General features: G+C 48.2%; 14 protein-coding genes and 1 rRNA gene. 9 read left to right on the top strand and 6 right to left on the bottom strand.

All coding sequences use genetic code 11. From position 1 onward, the window contains the following. The first annotated feature begins 99 nt into the window (after positions 1–99). From trhA to I6E40_RS05350, 9 genes are all read left to right on the top strand, one after another. Complete coding sequence (trhA, locus tag I6E40_RS05390) at positions 100–1,077, top strand: PAQR family membrane homeostasis protein TrhA (protein ID WP_235385880.1); 978 nt, start codon at positions 100–102, stop codon at positions 1,075–1,077. Between the two features lie 66 nt (positions 1,078–1,143). Next, on the top strand, positions 1,144–1,521 hold the full coding sequence (locus I6E40_RS05385; protein WP_235385879.1) for a RidA family protein: 378 nt from the start codon (positions 1,144–1,146) through the stop codon (positions 1,519–1,521). A 37-nt stretch (positions 1,522–1,558) separates the two neighbouring features. After that, positions 1,559–2,098, top strand: coding sequence for a TIGR00730 family Rossman fold protein (locus tag I6E40_RS05380; RefSeq protein ID WP_235385878.1), 540 nt, complete (start codon positions 1,559–1,561; stop codon positions 2,096–2,098). Positions 2,099–2,242: 144 nt separating this feature from the next. Continuing rightward, positions 2,243–3,361, top strand: a complete 1,119-nt coding sequence (gene murG / locus I6E40_RS05375; protein WP_235385877.1) for an undecaprenyldiphospho-muramoylpentapeptide beta-N-acetylglucosaminyltransferase — start codon at positions 2,243–2,245, stop codon at positions 3,359–3,361. A gap of 69 nt (positions 3,362–3,430) precedes the next feature. After that, positions 3,431–4,801 carry a UDP-N-acetylmuramate--L-alanine ligase gene (locus I6E40_RS05370; protein WP_235385876.1) on the top strand — a complete coding sequence of 457 codons (1,371 nt, stop codon included), beginning with the start codon at positions 3,431–3,433 and terminating at the stop codon, positions 4,799–4,801. Positions 4,802–4,950: 149 nt separating this feature from the next. Then, the gene (locus I6E40_RS05365) at positions 4,951–5,685 is read left to right on the top strand and encodes a cell division protein FtsQ/DivIB (protein WP_235385875.1); all 735 of its coding nucleotides are present in this window, start codon (positions 4,951–4,953) and stop codon (positions 5,683–5,685) included. Between the two features lie 109 nt (positions 5,686–5,794). After that, positions 5,795–7,228, top strand: coding sequence for a cell division protein FtsA (gene ftsA, locus I6E40_RS05360; protein WP_235385874.1), 1,434 nt, complete (start codon positions 5,795–5,797; stop codon positions 7,226–7,228). A 5-nt stretch (positions 7,229–7,233) separates the two neighbouring features. After that, positions 7,234–8,541 (top strand): cell division protein FtsZ, encoded by a 1,308-nt coding sequence (gene ftsZ / locus I6E40_RS05355; RefSeq protein WP_235385873.1) that lies wholly within the window; start codon positions 7,234–7,236, stop codon positions 8,539–8,541. Positions 8,542–8,582: 41 nt separating this feature from the next. Continuing rightward, a complete protein-coding gene (locus I6E40_RS05350; RefSeq protein WP_235385872.1) occupies positions 8,583–9,032 on the top strand; it encodes a GatB/YqeY domain-containing protein in 450 nt (149 codons plus the stop codon). Between the two features lie 317 nt (positions 9,033–9,349). On the opposite strand, the gene I6E40_RS05345 is transcribed toward I6E40_RS05350, so the two are convergent. From I6E40_RS05345 to I6E40_RS05320, 6 genes are all read right to left on the bottom strand, one after another. Then, on the bottom strand, positions 9,350–9,850 hold the full coding sequence (locus tag I6E40_RS05345) for a leucine-rich repeat domain-containing protein (protein WP_317207400.1): 501 nt from the start codon (positions 9,848–9,850) through the stop codon (positions 9,350–9,352). A gap of 212 nt (positions 9,851–10,062) precedes the next feature. Continuing rightward, complete coding sequence (locus tag I6E40_RS05340) at positions 10,063–12,312, bottom strand: AAA family ATPase (protein ID WP_235385870.1); 2,250 nt, start codon at positions 12,310–12,312, stop codon at positions 10,063–10,065. A gap of 80 nt (positions 12,313–12,392) precedes the next feature. Beyond that, positions 12,393–12,680 (bottom strand): helix-turn-helix domain-containing protein, encoded by a 288-nt coding sequence (locus I6E40_RS05335; RefSeq protein WP_235385869.1) that lies wholly within the window; start codon positions 12,678–12,680, stop codon positions 12,393–12,395. A gap of 152 nt (positions 12,681–12,832) precedes the next feature. Next, positions 12,833–14,497, bottom strand: coding sequence for an RNA-binding domain-containing protein (locus I6E40_RS05330; RefSeq protein ID WP_235385868.1), 1,665 nt, complete (start codon positions 14,495–14,497; stop codon positions 12,833–12,835). Positions 14,498–14,784: 287 nt separating this feature from the next. Beyond that, positions 14,785–14,893, bottom strand: a 5S ribosomal RNA gene (rrf, locus tag I6E40_RS05325). Positions 14,894–14,903: 10 nt separating this feature from the next. Further along, on the bottom strand, positions 14,904–15,425 hold the full coding sequence (locus I6E40_RS05320) for a hypothetical protein (protein ID WP_235385867.1): 522 nt from the start codon (positions 15,423–15,425) through the stop codon (positions 14,904–14,906). Positions 15,426–15,811: the final 386 nt, after the last annotated feature.

Raw genomic sequence — 15,811 nt, 5'->3', positions numbered from 1 at the left:
GAAATTCAACTCGGACGCGTCTCGGCATCTCGCTGAGGCGCGTCTTTTCCATGGCTGTCCGGTAAACACACCGAACTCTAAGAACCGTGGAAACGATTTTTGCTGAGGATTTGTCGCTCTTTTCTAAGACCGCGTTGGTTTACGCTCCTGCAGCGAAAGCCAACGGGAAGGAGGGGAGAGCGACAAATCGGCGAGCAGGAGCGACGCCGCGCCGTCTGCGAACACGGCTTTTTCAGCACACAGCCATCCTCAATCGCCAAACTTTTGCAGGACAGCAATGATATTCTTCAAACTCTTGCTAACTTCGCCGCCGCGATGCGTCCATCTTGCTCCAGAGCCGTGGGAATCGTGACAAACGCCACACTCGTTTGGATCTGCTTCGCAAACCAACCATCAAATCTGCTTTACATGACATCTTCCCATCGTCTTGTTCGCCGCTTCCGACTTGACTTTCTGCGACGTTCGCCCGAAGAACTTTTCAACACGTTCACCCATCTGGCGGGCGTTCTCTTCACCCTCTCTGCCGCTTGGTTCATCCTGAAACTCGGCTATGACAGCGACTGGCAGAACGCCTTGGGAGTGACCTTCTTCACGTGTGGAATGTTGGTGATGTATGCTGCCAGCACGCTCTATCACTGGTGGCTGCCCGGCAAGGCAAAGCGGCGCCTCCGCATCTTTGACCACATCAGCATTTACGTCATGATTGCCGCCTCCTATACCCCCGTCTGCATCGGCGTGGTCGGCGGCTGGGCAGGCTGGCTCGTCTTCGGCGTCCTTTGGGGAGTGGCACTCGGCGGCGCGGTCTATAAGATTACAGCCATTGACCGTTGGCCGCGTCTTTCCCTTTTGATCTATCTTGTCATGGGCTGGGCGTTCGTTTTCATCGCTGAGCCGGTCTGTCGCTCCATCCCGACCTCCGCCCTTTGCGCCATCCTCGCAGAGGGGCTGTTCTACACTTCCGGAACCTACTTCTTCGCCCACGACTCCCGCCGCTTCTTCCACGGCATTTGGCACATCTTCGTCCTCCTCGGCAGTGTCGCCCACTGGCTCGCCATCCTCTGGATTCTGGAGGCATGAGACGCAGAGAAAGCCGCCATCGGCGAGCGCGTAAACGTATCATTCACTCTAAACCAACATAAGAATATGAAACAACCCGTTCAAACCACCCTGGCACCCGCTGCCATCGGTCCTTACAGCCAAGCCATCCAAGCCGGCGACACGGTCTATGTCTCCGGGCAACTTCCCATTGACCCCGCCACCGGACAGTTCGCCGAGGGCGACATTCGCGACCTCACCCGCCAGTCGCTCCTCAACGTTCAGCACATTCTTGAGAGTGTCGGACTCAGCATGGCTCACGTCGTCAAAACCACCGTTTTCCTCGCCGACATGAACGATTTTGCCGGTATGAACGAAGTCTATGCCGAGTTCTTCGCCGCTCCCTTCCCCGCTCGCTCCGCCGTGGCGGTGAAGACGCTGCCGAAAGGCGCAAGCGTTGAAATTGAATGTGTGGCGGTGAAATGAGAGCATCACAAACAGAACTGAGTCTTTCAATTGAGTTATGTATCAGAAAATAGGAGTTTATCTCTCTGCCCGCGAAGACCTGCCCGCGAGTTTCACCCGCGCCGCTCGGGAAGTCGGTGAACTCATTGGCTCTACGGGGCGTACGCTCGTCTATGGCGGTGCCCGCAAAGGACTGATGGAGGTGCTGGCGAAGAGCGTCAAGGATAGCGGCGGCAGAGTCTATGGCATGGTGCCCGACATTCTTGTGGAGCGCGACCTCGTCAGCGACCTCATCGACGTCACCTTTCGCTGCGTGGATCTCGGCGACCGCAAAACCATGATGAACCGCGAGAGCGACATCCTCGTCGCTCTGCCCGGCGGCATCGGTACGTTGGACGAAGCCTTCACCGTCATGGCTAATGCCGGCATAGGCATCGCCCGTCAGCCCCTGGTCTTCTACAATGTCGATGGATGTTGGGACGGCATTCTCTCCGCCCTTGACCGTCTTTTCGAACTCGGACTGATTGTCGGTAAACCTGCTGACTACTATCGCGTGGTCACTGACATCGACGCCCTTCGCACCATCCTCGACGAATGAACCCTTGAGCTGCTTCCACTTCATGATGCGTTCCGAACATGACAAAATTCACATGTTTTGAAAAAGTTTTCGCCGAATTGAAAGCGCGATAACGTCAATTCGCAAAAACTTAGTAATTTTGCGCTTGTACACCTAAATACGCTCATGAATCAAGAGTTAAGAATCATCATCAGCGGCGGCGGAACCGGTGGTCACATCTTTCCCGCCGTCTCCATAGCCAACGAAATCAAAGCCAAACGCCCCGATGCAAAAATCCTTTTCGTCGGTGCGGAAGGACGCATGGAAATGCAGCGCGTTCCGGCTGCGGGTTACGAAATCAAGGGACTTCCCATCGCAGGTTTTGACCGCAAGAACCTGTTGAAGAACGTGCCCGTGCTTTTCAAAATTCTCAAAAGTCGTAGGCTCGCCCGCCGCATCGTCAAAGATTTCCGACCGCAGGTTGCCGTCGGGGTTGGAGGCTATGCCAGCGGACCCACACTCAATGTCGCAGAGTCCATGCACATTCCGACCGTGTTGCAGGAACAGAACTCCTATGCCGGCGTCACCAACAAACTGCTCGCCAAACACGCTTCGCGAATCTGCGTCGCCTACGAAGGAATGGAACGCTTCTTCCCTGCTGACAAGATTCTCCTTACCGGAAATCCGGTTCGACAGAACCTGCTCCAAAGCGCACCCGCCAGAGAAGACGCGGTGAAAAGTTTCGGACTCGTGCCGCGAAAGAAAACCGTCCTCATCATCGGAGGCTCTCTGGGTGCAAGAACCATCAACGAAAGCGTGCTCGGACACCTCACTCTCATCAAACAACAGAACGATGTGCAGTTCATCTGGCAAACCGGAAAATACTACAGCGATGAAATCAACGCCGAACTGCAACGCCGAGGATGTCCCGACAACCTGCTTGTCAAAGACTTCATTTCAGACATGGCTGCCGCCTACTCCGCTGCCGACCTCGTCATCTCTCGCGCCGGAGCGGGCAGCATTTCGGAGTTTTGTCTTCTCGGCAAACCCGTGATTCTCGTGCCTTCGCCCAATGTGGCAGAAGACCACCAGACGAAAAACGCTTTGGCACTCGTGCAGAAAAGTGCCGCACTCATGGTCACCGATGCCGACGCACGCCGCGCCTTGCTGCCGCTGGCAGTGAACACCGTGACAGACGTGTTGCGACTTGAAGACCTTAGCCGACAAATCTGCAAATGGGCGAAACCCAACGCAGCATCCGACATCGCTGATGTCGTCATTGCGCTCGCTGAAAAACAAAGATGACGCGAAAGAAGTCAAAGCGGAGCATAAAACCAAAAAAACAGAAGAACCCATATTTCACGTGATAGAAAAATGCAAGGCATTCAATCCATATATTTCGTAGGGGCAGGAGGAATAGGCATGAGCGCACTTGTGCGCTATTTCCTTTCGCAAGGACTTTGCGTGGCAGGCTACGACCGCACCCCGACACCGCTCACCGCAGAACTGGAGAAGGAAGGCGCGATGCTCCACTTTGAAGACGATCCCGCTCTCATCCCCGATGCCTGCCGCCGTCCCGAGACCACCCTCGTGGTCTTCACACCTGCCATTCCTGCCGACCACCGCGAACTTGCCTTCTTCAGAGAAGGAGGTTTTGAAATCAAGAAACGCGCCGAGGTCCTTGGAATGCTCACCAAACAGATGAAGGGGCTCTGTGTCGCCGGAACTCACGGAAAGACAACCACCTCGTCAATGACTGCCCACCTCCTGCACGAAAGCCACGTGGGCTGCAACGCCTTCCTCGGAGGCATTGTAAAGAACTACGGAACGAACTATCTCCTTTCCAAAGAAAGTCCCTTCGTCGTGATAGAAGCTGACGAGTTTGACCGCTCCTTCCATCATCTCCGACCCTTTGCCACCGTCATCACCGCCACGGACGCCGACCACCTCGACATCTACGGCACGGAGGAAGCCTATCTCGAAAGTTTCGCACACTACACCTCCCTCATTCAGCCCGGCGGAGCGCTCATTGTGCACCGCGGACTGAAAATGAAGGAAAGACTGCAGGAAGGCGTCACTCGCTATGACTATGCTCGCACAGAAGGCGACTTCCACGCAGAGAACATCCGCATCGGAGGAGGTAGAATCCTCTTCGACTTCATCTCCCCGCTGGGGAACATCCCCGAGGTGGAACTCGGAGTCCCCGTCAGCATCAACATCGAAAACGGAATCGCCGCCATGGCGCTCGCTCAACTCGCTGGAGCAGAAGCCGACGAAATCCGAAAGGCAATGAAGAGCTTCGGAGGCGTGGTCAGAAGATTTGACTTCGCACTCAAAGACGAACGCCACGTCCTTCTCTCAGACTATGCCCACCATCCTGCGGAACTCGAACAAAGCATACGCTCCATCCGAGAAGTCTTCAACGGGCGCCGCATCACCGGCATCTTCCAACCGCACCTCTACACCCGCACACGCGACTTCTTCAAAGACTTCGCCGCTAGCCTCTCCTTGCTTGACGAAGTGATTCTGACGGAAATCTATCCTGCGAGAGAATTACCCATTCCGGGCGTGACGAGCCAACTCATCCTTGATGAAATCAAACCGGGCATTCCTAAGCGACTCATCAAAAAAGAAGAGCTCCCTGCTCTCGTTGAAAAAGAAGACTTCGACGTGCTGATGGTGCTCGGTGCCGGAGACGCCGACAACTTCGTTCCTCAACTCAAGGAAATCCTGAGCAAAAAATGAATCCGTGCGTGCGTATATATAAATAAGGAGTAGGGTAGTTCTCTCTCCCGCGCACGTATATATAATAAGGAGTAATTAAAAATTAAGGAGTACCAAGCAAGAGCCCGCTCCGACAAACTGTTAAGAAAGAACGATTCAGTTCGCCGCACATGAAAACCCTGTTCAAACTCCTCCTGCTTTTTGGCGTGATGGTCTATCTCGTCTTTGCCTTCACCGCCTTTTCCGGCAATGAAGACATGACCGCCTGCCGAAAAGTGAACTTTGTCATTGCAGACAGTGCCCATGCCGGTTTCATCACCACCGATGAGGCTGAACGCATTCTGAGAAAGTCCGGAGCCTATCCCATCGGGCAAACCATGAGCCGCATCAACGGACTGGAAATTGAAAAACTCTTGCTCAAAAACAGTTTCATTGAAAGTGCGCAATGCTACAAGTCACCGAACGGAGTTCTCAACATCCTCATTGAACAACGCTTGCCTGTGATGAGAATCCTCGCCGACAACGGAGAGAACTACTATATTGACTCCCACGGGCACACCATGCAGCCTCAGGGGTACGTGGCTGACCTTGTCGTCGCCACCGGGAAGATTGACAAACGCTTCGCACAGACCCGACTCCTCGCACTTGGCACTTACATCAAAAACAATCCCTTCTGGGAAGACCAGATTGAGCAGGTCTTCGTGGAGCCGAACCACCACGTGCAACTCGTTCCGCGAGTCGGAGGTCACATCATTCACTTCGGAACGACCGACAGCCTTGAAACGAAATTCCGCAACCTCTATACTTTCTATCAAAAAGTGCTTCCCGACGTCGGTTGGAACAAATACGCCGAAATCTCAGTCGAAAACACCAGTCAGGTTGTCGGAAAAAAACATCACAAGTAGAGGGGTGTTCTAAGAATTAGGTTGAGTAAACACTTTCTTTTGAACATTCCTTATCCTGTAATTTATAGAACACCCATAGAAATAACAGCAATTCAAAAAAACTCATAGCATGGCAGCAGAAGACAACTTCATCGTGGCAATCGAACTCGGGTCATCCAAGGTGACCGGAGTTGCCGGCAGAAAACAACCCGACGGAGCCATCCACATTCTTGCCTTTGCCCAAGAACCTTCCACCTCCTTCATCAGAAAAGGCAGAATCAACAATGTCAACAAAATGACGCAGTGCCTCATCAACATGAAGGAGAAACTGGAACAAAAACTCCAGAAGACCGTGAGCAGAGTCTATGTGGGCATCGGAGGAATGGGAATGCACACAGTCGCAAATCCCGTCATCAAAGATTTTGACTCGAAAATCGAAATCACTCAGGAAATGGTGGACAGAATGGCAGATGAGAACAGAATCTCCGCATCCACCGAAAGAGATATCCTTGAAGCCGTTCCGCAAGAGTACAGACTCGGAACACAAAGCCAAATAGACCCCGTAGGCATCCTTGCTGAAAGCATTGAATGCCGCTTCCTCAACATCGTTGCCAACACCTCGGTGAAAGAGGAAATCAAAAGTTGTTTCCGCAACGCCGGAATCAACATCGCGGACATGCCCATCACCTGTCTCGCACTCGCCGACGCCATGCTCTCAGAAGCTGAAAGACGTTCCGGCTGCGTTTTCGTCGATATGGGCTCCGAAACCACTTCTGTTGCTGTCTTCAAAAACAACATCCTCCGACATCTCGCTGTCATTCCCCTCGGCGGAGCCAACGTTAACAAAGACATCATGTCGCTCCAAATTGAAGATGACGAAGCTGAAGAACTCAAACTGAAATATGGCTCCGCCTTCCAAGAAACCATCGAAGGAATGGCGCCCATCGCACTCAGAGACGGACGAACCGTGAGCTACGAAGAGTTCAGCGGACTTGTCGAAGCAAGAATGGAAGAGATTGTCCAAAACATCAACAACCAAATCAAACTCTCAAAGTATGAGAAGTCGCAACTCATCGGCGGACTTGTCATCACCGGCGGTGCTTCCAACATGAGAGACCTTGACAAAGCTCTTCTCCGCGACACCGGCTTCGAAAAGATTCGTTTTGTCAGAAACCTCCGAATCGGTCTGCGCTCGCCGGAATATCCGCGCTTCAACAAAGAGGGAGATTGCAACGCCGCACTCGCCATTCTCGATAAGGGAGAAACAAACTGCTGCGGAGGAGAACTCGGTCAACCCCTGCAACAGATATTTGAGGAATACCAAGACCCGAAACCTGTAGAGAACGAAGCTGAACGTCTCGCTGCTGCCGAAGCCGAAGCAAAAGCAAAAGAAGAGGCAGAGGCAAAAGCACGCGAGGAAGAAGAAGCAAGGGCTGCCGAAGAGGCAAGACTCGCTGCTGAAGAAGAAAAAAGAAAAGAAAAAGAAGAAAATGCAAAACGCTGGCGCGATCGCTGGGGTAAAGTAAAAAAATTCTTTGACGGACTTACTAACGAAGACGCTTGAAAGATATGGCTGACGATAAAGAACTTTTGATAGACATGGGCGTTCCTTCCACCACTCCTTCCATCATCAAAGTCATTGGCGTGGGTGGCGGAGGCGGAAACGCCGTGAACCACATGTATCGCGAAGGAATTCACGACGTGAACTTCGTGGTGTGCAACACTGACAGCAAAGCGCTGGCAGACTCCCCTGTACCCGTAAGACTCCAACTCGGAAAAGAAGGACTCGGAGCAGGAAACCGTCCCGGACGAGCACGCGAGGCTGCAGAAGAAAGCCTTGAGGAGATTCACAAAATGCTGGACGACGGAACCAAAATGGTCTTCATCACCGCCGGAATGGGGGGAGGAACCGGAACGGGAGCCGCTCCCGTCATTGCTCGTGAAGCAAAGAAAATGGGAATCCTCACCGTCGGAATCGTGACCATCCCCTTCCGCTTCGAAGGCATCAAGAAAATTGACCAGGCACTCGACGGCGTCGAAGAGGTCTCCAAACACGTGGATGCACTCTTGGTCATCAACAACGAGAGACTTCGAGAAATCTATCCCGACCTCAATGTCCTTTCCGCCTTTGAAATGGCAGACAACACGCTGAGCATCGCCGCACGTTCCATCGCCGAAATCATCACGATGCACGGCATCATCAACCTTGACTTCCGCGATGTCGGTACTGTCCTCAAGGATGGAGGCGTCGCCATTATGTCCACCGGCTACGGTGAAGGCGAAGGACGTGTCAGCAAAGCCATTGAGTCGGCACTCCATTCTCCGTTGCTGAACAACAACGACATCTTCAACTCCAAGAAAGTACTCCTTGCCATCTCCTTCTGCGCTGAAAAAGAAGGTGACACGCTCATGATGGAAGAAATGAATGAAATCCACGAATTCATGTCCAAATTCCATGCTGATGTGGAGACCAAATGGGGACTCTCAGTGGATGCTTCGCTCGGAAAGAAAGTCAAAATCACCATCCTTGCCACCGGCTTTGGCATCAGCAACGTGCCGGGCGTGCAGAGCAGAATCGACGCTGAGGCTGAAGCACGCAGACAAGAAATCGCGGAGAAGCAGGAAGAGTATGAAGAAAGACGCGACAACTACTATGGCAACGAGAAAAAAGGAACCATGCGCAAGCGTCCCAAATTCTTCCTCTTTGACTTGGATGACCTCGACAACGAGGAAATCATTTCTCTTGTGGAAGTCACTCCGACCTTCAAACGTAGCAAAGAAACTTTGGCAGACATCAAAGCCAGAGCCAGCGGAGCCATTCCCATGGAACTTGAAGCCACTGCTGAAGGACCGAACTCCACCGTCATCTCTTTCTGATGCGTGGCATTTGTTGAACCATACCATATTATATATACACCATGGATTTGTTTGAAAAAGTCAGCAAGGACATCATTGCTGCCATGAAAGCAAAAGATAAAGTCAGACTGGAAGCACTGAGAAACGTCAAGAAGTTCTTCATTGAAGCCAAAACGGCTGCCGGTGCCAACGACACACTCACCGATGAGGCTGCCTTGAAGATTCTTTCCAAACTCTCCAAGCAGGGACGTGACACGGCTGCGCTCTATCAGCAGCAGAACCGTCCGGATTTGGCAGAAGAGGAACTGGCACAGGCACTGGTCATTGAAGAATATCTTCCCAAAGCGCTCACGCCGGAAGAACTCGAAGCCGAGGTGAAAGCCATCATTGCCGAGGTCGGAGCCTCCTCTCCGAAAGACATGGGTAAGGTCATGTGCGTTGCCAGCAAGAAACTCGCCGGGCGCGCCGATGGAAAAGCCATCTCTTCCCTCGTCAAGACGTTGCTCGCTTGACGACGTGCACTGTCGTCTGAAAACGTGCGAAACCGTTTGAGAAAATTGTCCTTACACAATGAGAGCGGTGTGTCAAAATCTATGTTTTGACACACCGCCCTCATTGTGTACGTGTCCGAATTTCTCTTTATTCGAACGGATGAACCATTGAATGTCGGAGTGTATTGCTGAGCACTATAATTGCACCGGTCTGTGTGACGGACTGTTCTTGCGCGCGGTCACTTCAGCAGCACATTTCGCGGTCACTTCACCGGCACTTTTCGCACTGTCACTTCAGCACCTTGCGCGTAGTCACTTCACCGGCACTTTTCGTACTGTCACTTCAGCACCTTGCGCGTAGTGCCATCGGAGTAGCGCACGATGACCGCGCCGCCTTGTTTGCCGTTAATTCGTTTGCCATTCAGGTCGTAGCAGCCGACAATGGTGGGTGCAGTCTTGTCTGTCTCCACTTCATCTATGCCGGTGGGCATAACCACAATCTCATATGCGTTCCAAGGCGCTTGAAGTTGATAGGCAGTCTTGGCATCCTCGTCCACCACATAGACTGTTTCTAACGGAGTGTCATAAAATATATCAAATCCTGTGCTGGGAGGTGTGGAGGGGAGCATGGTGATGGAGGTCAAACTGCTGCAACCATAGAAGCAGCCATAGTCCAAACTCGTGACGGAGTTGCCAATGGTGATGGAGGTCAAGCTGCTGCAATAAGAGAAGCAGCTTTTTCCCAAACTCGTGACGGAGTTGCCAAGGGTGATGGAGGATAAACTGCTGCATTCACGGTATTTGCAACTTACTGTGTACCAATTCGTTTTGTTTAAAATGGTAGAAAAGTTGTTTCGAGGATTTTACTGAGAGTGAATAAGATGAAGATTTAACGTTTTTAACCTTTGTTTAGATCATGCAAATCGTTCTTATGGAGAGTGTAAAATAAACTGTTTCAGGCTACAATATAAAAATATATACATAGTTTATTTTACCCCCTTGCGCATCCAATAAGTTCGCATGATGATGAATTATCGTCTACATTAGTTCTTTAATTCCATCTCAAAGCCCCGAACATTTCATCTATTTGGGCATCTTCTTTTTCAGACTGCGACCGCCATTGCTCGTAATCATCATCATAATCAGCTTCATCTTCCTCTTCCTTAATACGCTTCTCAGCATCATCAATCTCACCATAAACATCATACCATTTCCAGTCTGGCAATAGTTTCTTCAGCGATTCCACTTTCTTAAATTCTTCATCACATTCTCCCTGATCAGAAAAACCGCTGATTTCTGACTTCAAATCATCATCAAGCTTATCATAAAATGAATCATTTAGAACTTCGTCCTCCACGTTCAAATCTTTTACAGTTTCCACCAACTCTATCCATTCATCCGTGTCAAGTGTTTCGTTCTCTATGATGGTTGGAATATACCCGTCTGCTCCCCTAAACATATGATTCCAATCCAGCAGATTCATCAGCCCGATTCTGTGCTTTAGTTTTACAGTTTGCCAAGTCAACTCGTCCGCATTGTACAGTTTCTCTGCAAAACCGCTATACTGCTTGCTGAAAAATGGATATTTCGTTTTGAAGTCATATAATATTCGTGTCTCTACGAAATCATCCCTTTCCGCATCATAAAAGATACGATCCTTCAACTGACATGTTCTTCGCTCATTCCATATCCTTTTAAAGGCGGTTTCTATCACTGGGAACGAATCTTCGTCAACATACACAAGGTTCTTCCGTACAGCAAAATCCCGATTGTCAGAGAACACATTATACAATTGCTCTATAAAGCAAGCGCCTCTGATAATCTGCAATGCCGTTGTCGTATTCTGGTTAAGATAAAACACGATGAAGTCTGCTATTGATGGGTTATACATCGTCACCAGTTTGATGCCATTGCGGTTATCTATCTTCAAAAAACAGTTCATCAGTACTTTCAGCGACTGCCTCCACTTGACATCATCATATTTCAGCCCAACTTCCTGACTGGTTAATATACAGAACTGCCTATATCCCTCCTGAAAGTCATCCAATCTTACGTGGCCTCCCATCGTTCCAAGCACAAGCAGAGTATATCTCGTCTCAACATCCAGTTTCTCAAAAGCAAACTGCCATACGCTAATCGGGTTATCAAAGAATTCCTTTACCTTGTTTGCAAAATCATTGGAATCTATGGTTTCCCATATCTGCTCCTTGATAATCGATTCTATGACTCGTGGATTGAAATTCTGATGGTTGATGATGGTCATATACCCTCGCTTATCTATAAACACATTTATGTATTCTGGCGGTATATTCGCTTCTGCCAAATGGTTATACAATATTTTGGCTCTGATGGTCTTCGTGTAGTATTCTAGTTCTATTGTACATTTTGCAATGTCGATATTGCTCATCGACAACTTTTCATAATGTGCCATGGCTTCCGACAATACATACTCGCGGGTTGATAGGATAAACAACGTGTGTTTACTGTTCCTGACTTTATCTATAAACGTAATGAGTTTGTTCTCAAAACTGACAGACTGCTGAACGAAAGAATTGGCTCCCAAGAAATCATCAAAGAAGAAGATCTGTCGTTTCTCCTTACTGAACATCTTGGCAGCAGTATCCATGTCATCAACATACACAAACTCCTCATATCCCCGTGCCAGCATCGTATAAACGAGCATTCTTGCAAGTGTCGTTTTTCCTATACCTGGAATACCAGAAATAACCACATAATGGTTTTCTTTTAACACGTCAAGTGCCTTGTTCAGGCTCTCATTTTCAACATAAAGTCTAATGTCTTTTTCTATTTTTTCCAATTCAAACGATGACCAATTCAGCGTGGCCCTGTTAATAATCGTGTTCAGTACGTTTGTACTTGCCAGCCACAGTTTGTGATAGTTCTTCTCTATCTCAGGATTCTTCTCTAACAGATTATTCAAATCCTTTTTGCCAAGAACATCCATACCACTCAAAATAAATGGATTAAACATGGCAAGCACCTCATCCTTCTGCTTCACCGTCAAATCTACAGATGTCGTTAGTATATATCGTTGGGGGGATAATCGTTTAACCTTCTCAACTTCTTCCTTCAGTTTTCCTTTCAGTTCCTTCCACTCCTTATAGCGTTTACATTGCACAATACAGGTTTTGTCCTTGCTATAGGCAAAGCGCAAGTCAATGCCTTTGTCCCGCCCGTCAGCAAAACTCTCTATAAAAATATCTTCACGAGCTTGTAATAAATCTCGTGAAAAACATTCAAATTCACTGGGCTGTAATATTTTGAAGTCGTAATCTAACATAAACTCTTCTACTCAACAAATAATATCGGCTTATCCGCTATCTTCATTTTTCAGACAATCAGTGAGTTTTGTCTCCGACATTATCCTTCCTTGATCTCGTTCTGAACGTAGGCGATAGCATCATTCTTCACTTCACTTGCATCTTCTACTGTGTCAAGCACCTTGTCTGCTAACCAGATGGTGAGCAGTTCCTTTTCTTCCACATTGAAAAGTTTGGCCATGATAGGAATCTGACTACGTTTTGCTTTTCTTTCCCCACGTTCTATTTTACTATACATAGGTGTATCAATCTCTAATGCCGCAGACAATTGTCGTTGCAGCAATCCTCGCTCTTCTCTGAGCTCTTTTATTTTCTTTCCAAATATCATAATTCAATTGTTTTATCTCATTATTTAAACTATTTTTGGTCGGATGAACTGATGAATGCCATTAAAACGGTCGGATTTCGGTCGGATTTCGGTCGGATGATGCCAAAACGGTCGGATTGACGGTTGGATCAGGCGAATTTGGTCGGATCGCATCATCTTACAAGCCATCTAAGTCCTTCCTTTCCAATTAACCCTTCTTCGTTCATTTCTACCAACAATCTCCCAACGATACGCAATTGCTGCTCTTCTGTTTTATTGGAAGGTAACACATCTTTGAGATATTTATATATAAATTCACGACGTGCTCCTTCGCTTCCAGAGTTTTGCAGGAATTGTATAACCATTTGCTTCAATTTGTCCTTTTCAAGCCCTTTCAATCTTGTATACTCCGGAACTTGTTTTGTTTGCCTTGCAATGCTCAACGATATAGTAAGGTCTGGGTATTCACCTTCAACTAATCCTCTACTAAGCAAATTGTTGGCATCAGTTTCATTGATTCGATGTCCTTTCTGAACGGCATCCAATAATATACAATCCTCCAAAGTCAGATCCTTCTTCTCTTTCAAGAGTGTAGTGTACTTCTCATTGATAGCATTGCCATATAAACGGACTGCCACCTCTTTATTGGCAGCATCAATCTCGTAGTCAGGCATGGGGAAGTGGCGTTTCCACTGCTCATTGAATATCTTGCGGATACCTCGACCAACGATGTCAATCATATTGAAGTTCACCATCGCATTACAAAGACACTCATTGCGGTAGTGACGCTGTGGCCCATGTGTAGCCAATGCCTTTTGCAGGGAGCCAGGAATAAAGCTGCCACCATTGGCATAATATAGGAATCCAGGATTCTCTACCAAATTGATTCTTTCTTGCAAGGTATAATCTTGATGGGCGATACAGTTATGAAGAACTTCGCGCATGGAATAGTCATCGTATTGCTGCATTACATCAGGGAACATTGTGCCGCCAGGCATCTCTCGCATCGTCAGGTTATGCACTTTGGCAAGTATCTGATCAACCGTCAAGATGAATGGTGCTGTGAAATGCTCATAGTCAACCACATCTTCGTGTTCATCACGTAGTGACCAAGTAACTCTCACTACGGCAGGACGGAGTTTGAACACAGAAACAGGCTTACCCAGCAGAATGATAGCGGCGCGAGTTATTCCTCCGTCAATCATTACTCCGGCATTACTTAGGAACTCCTCTACCGACCACGCATTTACCTCTGCTGCAGGAATACGACTGTGTACCTTCTTGAACATCACCTTTGCCTTGGCAATGGCCACCTCATCCAAATCATCAATTGTGGCATTGGGTACGATTACGGCCGACCAGTCGGTATCAGTGAACAAAGGTTCATCCAAAATGGCATTCAATCGTTCCTGTGTCAGCTCTACTAAAGAGTCCTCTATCCGTTGCCATGCCTTATCGTGTGCATAGACAGGACGCTTGGGCAGATGTTTAGGGATATGAATCACCCACACCACCTTTTGGGTGTCATCTGTGACATACTCCTCGATGTCCAGCCCCTCACTCGACAGGTTCGTGCAACGTTCCGTCAATCGGAGTATTGCTTTCTGGCGGTCGTAGTTATAGGTGTCCGTACCGACAATCTCCAGTGTCTTGTCATGCACACCCACCACAAGAAAGCCTCCCTCCATGTTGGCGATAGCCGACACGTAGGAAATCACATCATCCTTTTCGTCCCCACAGAACGAGTTCTTCAAGTTCTTAAATTCCTTCCACTCACACCGAGTATTCTCCTGTGGAAACTCGCGGAGCAGGTATTGTTGTAATTCGAGTTCGGTCATATAATTCTTTATTTAAAAGAGCCTTTTACCCTCATGCTCAGGAGGTCCTTATTACAGAAACATTATTAGCCCCATTAAGGCAAGCAGCCACACAAGGTCTGCGAAACGCTTCCCAAGCTGAGTCTAAAACGAATCCCAAAAAGGAGATGACTTTTTCAAATCAGCCCCTTTGTTTTCGGACTGATTCAACTACAAGTCACCATTTACTAGAATAACATAAATATTATTCATAATGCCTGTTTTGAATTAATTTATGCATCACACGTTATCATCCCTGTTTGCTTCCGGGCTGGCATTTACCTACTCTCCCACATATGCAGTACCATCGGCATAAGCGTCTTTCACTTCTCTGTTCGGGATGGTTAGAGGTGGGACAACGCTATTATAAACACCTAATTTGTTCTCATTATTTATCATTATCTTTAGAAATGTTCAAATCAAAAGACCTTTCAAGTTCCAATTCGGGACGGGTCAGAAGAACTGGCATCTCCTTTTGTTGTTCTTCCTTTACAATAGATGAAGCATTCTTTGCTCTAGTTACTGCCCAATTTCTAAGTGCTGTAATTTGCTCACTCATCGTCTTTGATAAAGGAACGATTGTTAGAGCATCCATCAAATGTTTACTCAATAATTTAGGATTGTCAGGAGTTTCAACATAGGCTGCAAACATGGCCTCCTTTATACATTCCTCTATTTCAGCACCATTATAACCTTCGGACTTCTTCCCAAACATTTCAATTGGGTATTGAGAGGGATCCTGTCCTTTCTTTTTCAGATGGATGGAGAAAATGTTTTCTCGTTCTTTTTGAGTTGGAAGGTCTACAAAGAAAATTTCATCGAAACGTCCCTTTCGCAACAATTCTGGTGGAAGCAGGTTAATGTTGTTTGCAGTAGCTACTACAAATACAATCAGAGGATGTGCAACCATTCATTGGCTTGTCTAAAGTCCGAAGTCAATGGGATTTCTCTCAGGTGGCAACCGGAAACGAACGAATGCGTGTCCGCCACCGATTCCGTCAAAATGCGTGTACGCATTCTAACCAGTTGCAAAAATAGAGTAAAAACATCATAGAAACAAGAAGAAGGGACAAAGAGTCAAAAAGACAAAGAGACAAAGGGACAAAGAGAGGAAGAGAGGAAGAGACTAAGAGTCAAAAAGACTAAGAGACTAAAAGACAAAGAGACAAAGGGACAAAGAGACAAAGAGACTAAGAGGCAAAGGGACGAAGAGAGGAAGGGAGGGGGCCTACCCCAACCCCTCCCTAAAGGGAAGGGCTTTGTTGCGGCGCTGATGCACCGCACATGGGGGTCTTT

Origin of the sequence: Prevotellamassilia timonensis, assembly GCF_021531665.1 — a bacterium.
Classification (GTDB): Bacteria; Bacteroidota; Bacteroidia; order Bacteroidales; family Bacteroidaceae; genus Alloprevotella.
The sequence above is the reverse complement of the archived record's forward strand: the minus strand, read 5'-3'. Positions and strand labels throughout refer to the sequence as shown.

Bases quoted from the DNA above. Each gene is read 5' to 3' on its own strand.
- ftsA (WP_235385874.1), top strand. From the start codon at position 5,795: ATGGCAGCAGAAGACAACTTCATCGTGGCAATCGAACTCGGGTCATCC.
- I6E40_RS05365 (WP_235385875.1), top strand. From the start codon at position 4,951: ATGAAAACCCTGTTCAAACTCCTCCTGCTTTTTGGCGTGATGGTCTAT.
- ftsZ (WP_235385873.1), top strand. From the start codon at position 7,234: ATGGCTGACGATAAAGAACTTTTGATAGACATGGGCGTTCCTTCCACC.
- I6E40_RS05330 (WP_235385868.1), bottom strand. From the start codon at position 14,497: ATGACCGAACTCGAATTACAACAATACCTGCTCCGCGAGTTTCCACAG.
- I6E40_RS05340 (WP_235385870.1), bottom strand. From the start codon at position 12,312: ATGTTAGATTACGACTTCAAAATATTACAGCCCAGTGAATTTGAATGT.
- murG (WP_235385877.1), top strand. From the start codon at position 2,243: ATGAATCAAGAGTTAAGAATCATCATCAGCGGCGGCGGAACCGGTGGT.
- I6E40_RS05380 (WP_235385878.1), top strand. From the start codon at position 1,559: ATGTATCAGAAAATAGGAGTTTATCTCTCTGCCCGCGAAGACCTGCCC.
- I6E40_RS05385 (WP_235385879.1), top strand. From the start codon at position 1,144: ATGAAACAACCCGTTCAAACCACCCTGGCACCCGCTGCCATCGGTCCT.
- I6E40_RS05350 (WP_235385872.1), top strand. From the start codon at position 8,583: ATGGATTTGTTTGAAAAAGTCAGCAAGGACATCATTGCTGCCATGAAA.
- I6E40_RS05370 (WP_235385876.1), top strand. From the start codon at position 3,431: ATGCAAGGCATTCAATCCATATATTTCGTAGGGGCAGGAGGAATAGGC.
- I6E40_RS05320 (WP_235385867.1), bottom strand. From the start codon at position 15,425: ATGGTTGCACATCCTCTGATTGTATTTGTAGTAGCTACTGCAAACAAC.
- I6E40_RS05335 (WP_235385869.1), bottom strand. From the start codon at position 12,680: ATGATATTTGGAAAGAAAATAAAAGAGCTCAGAGAAGAGCGAGGATTG.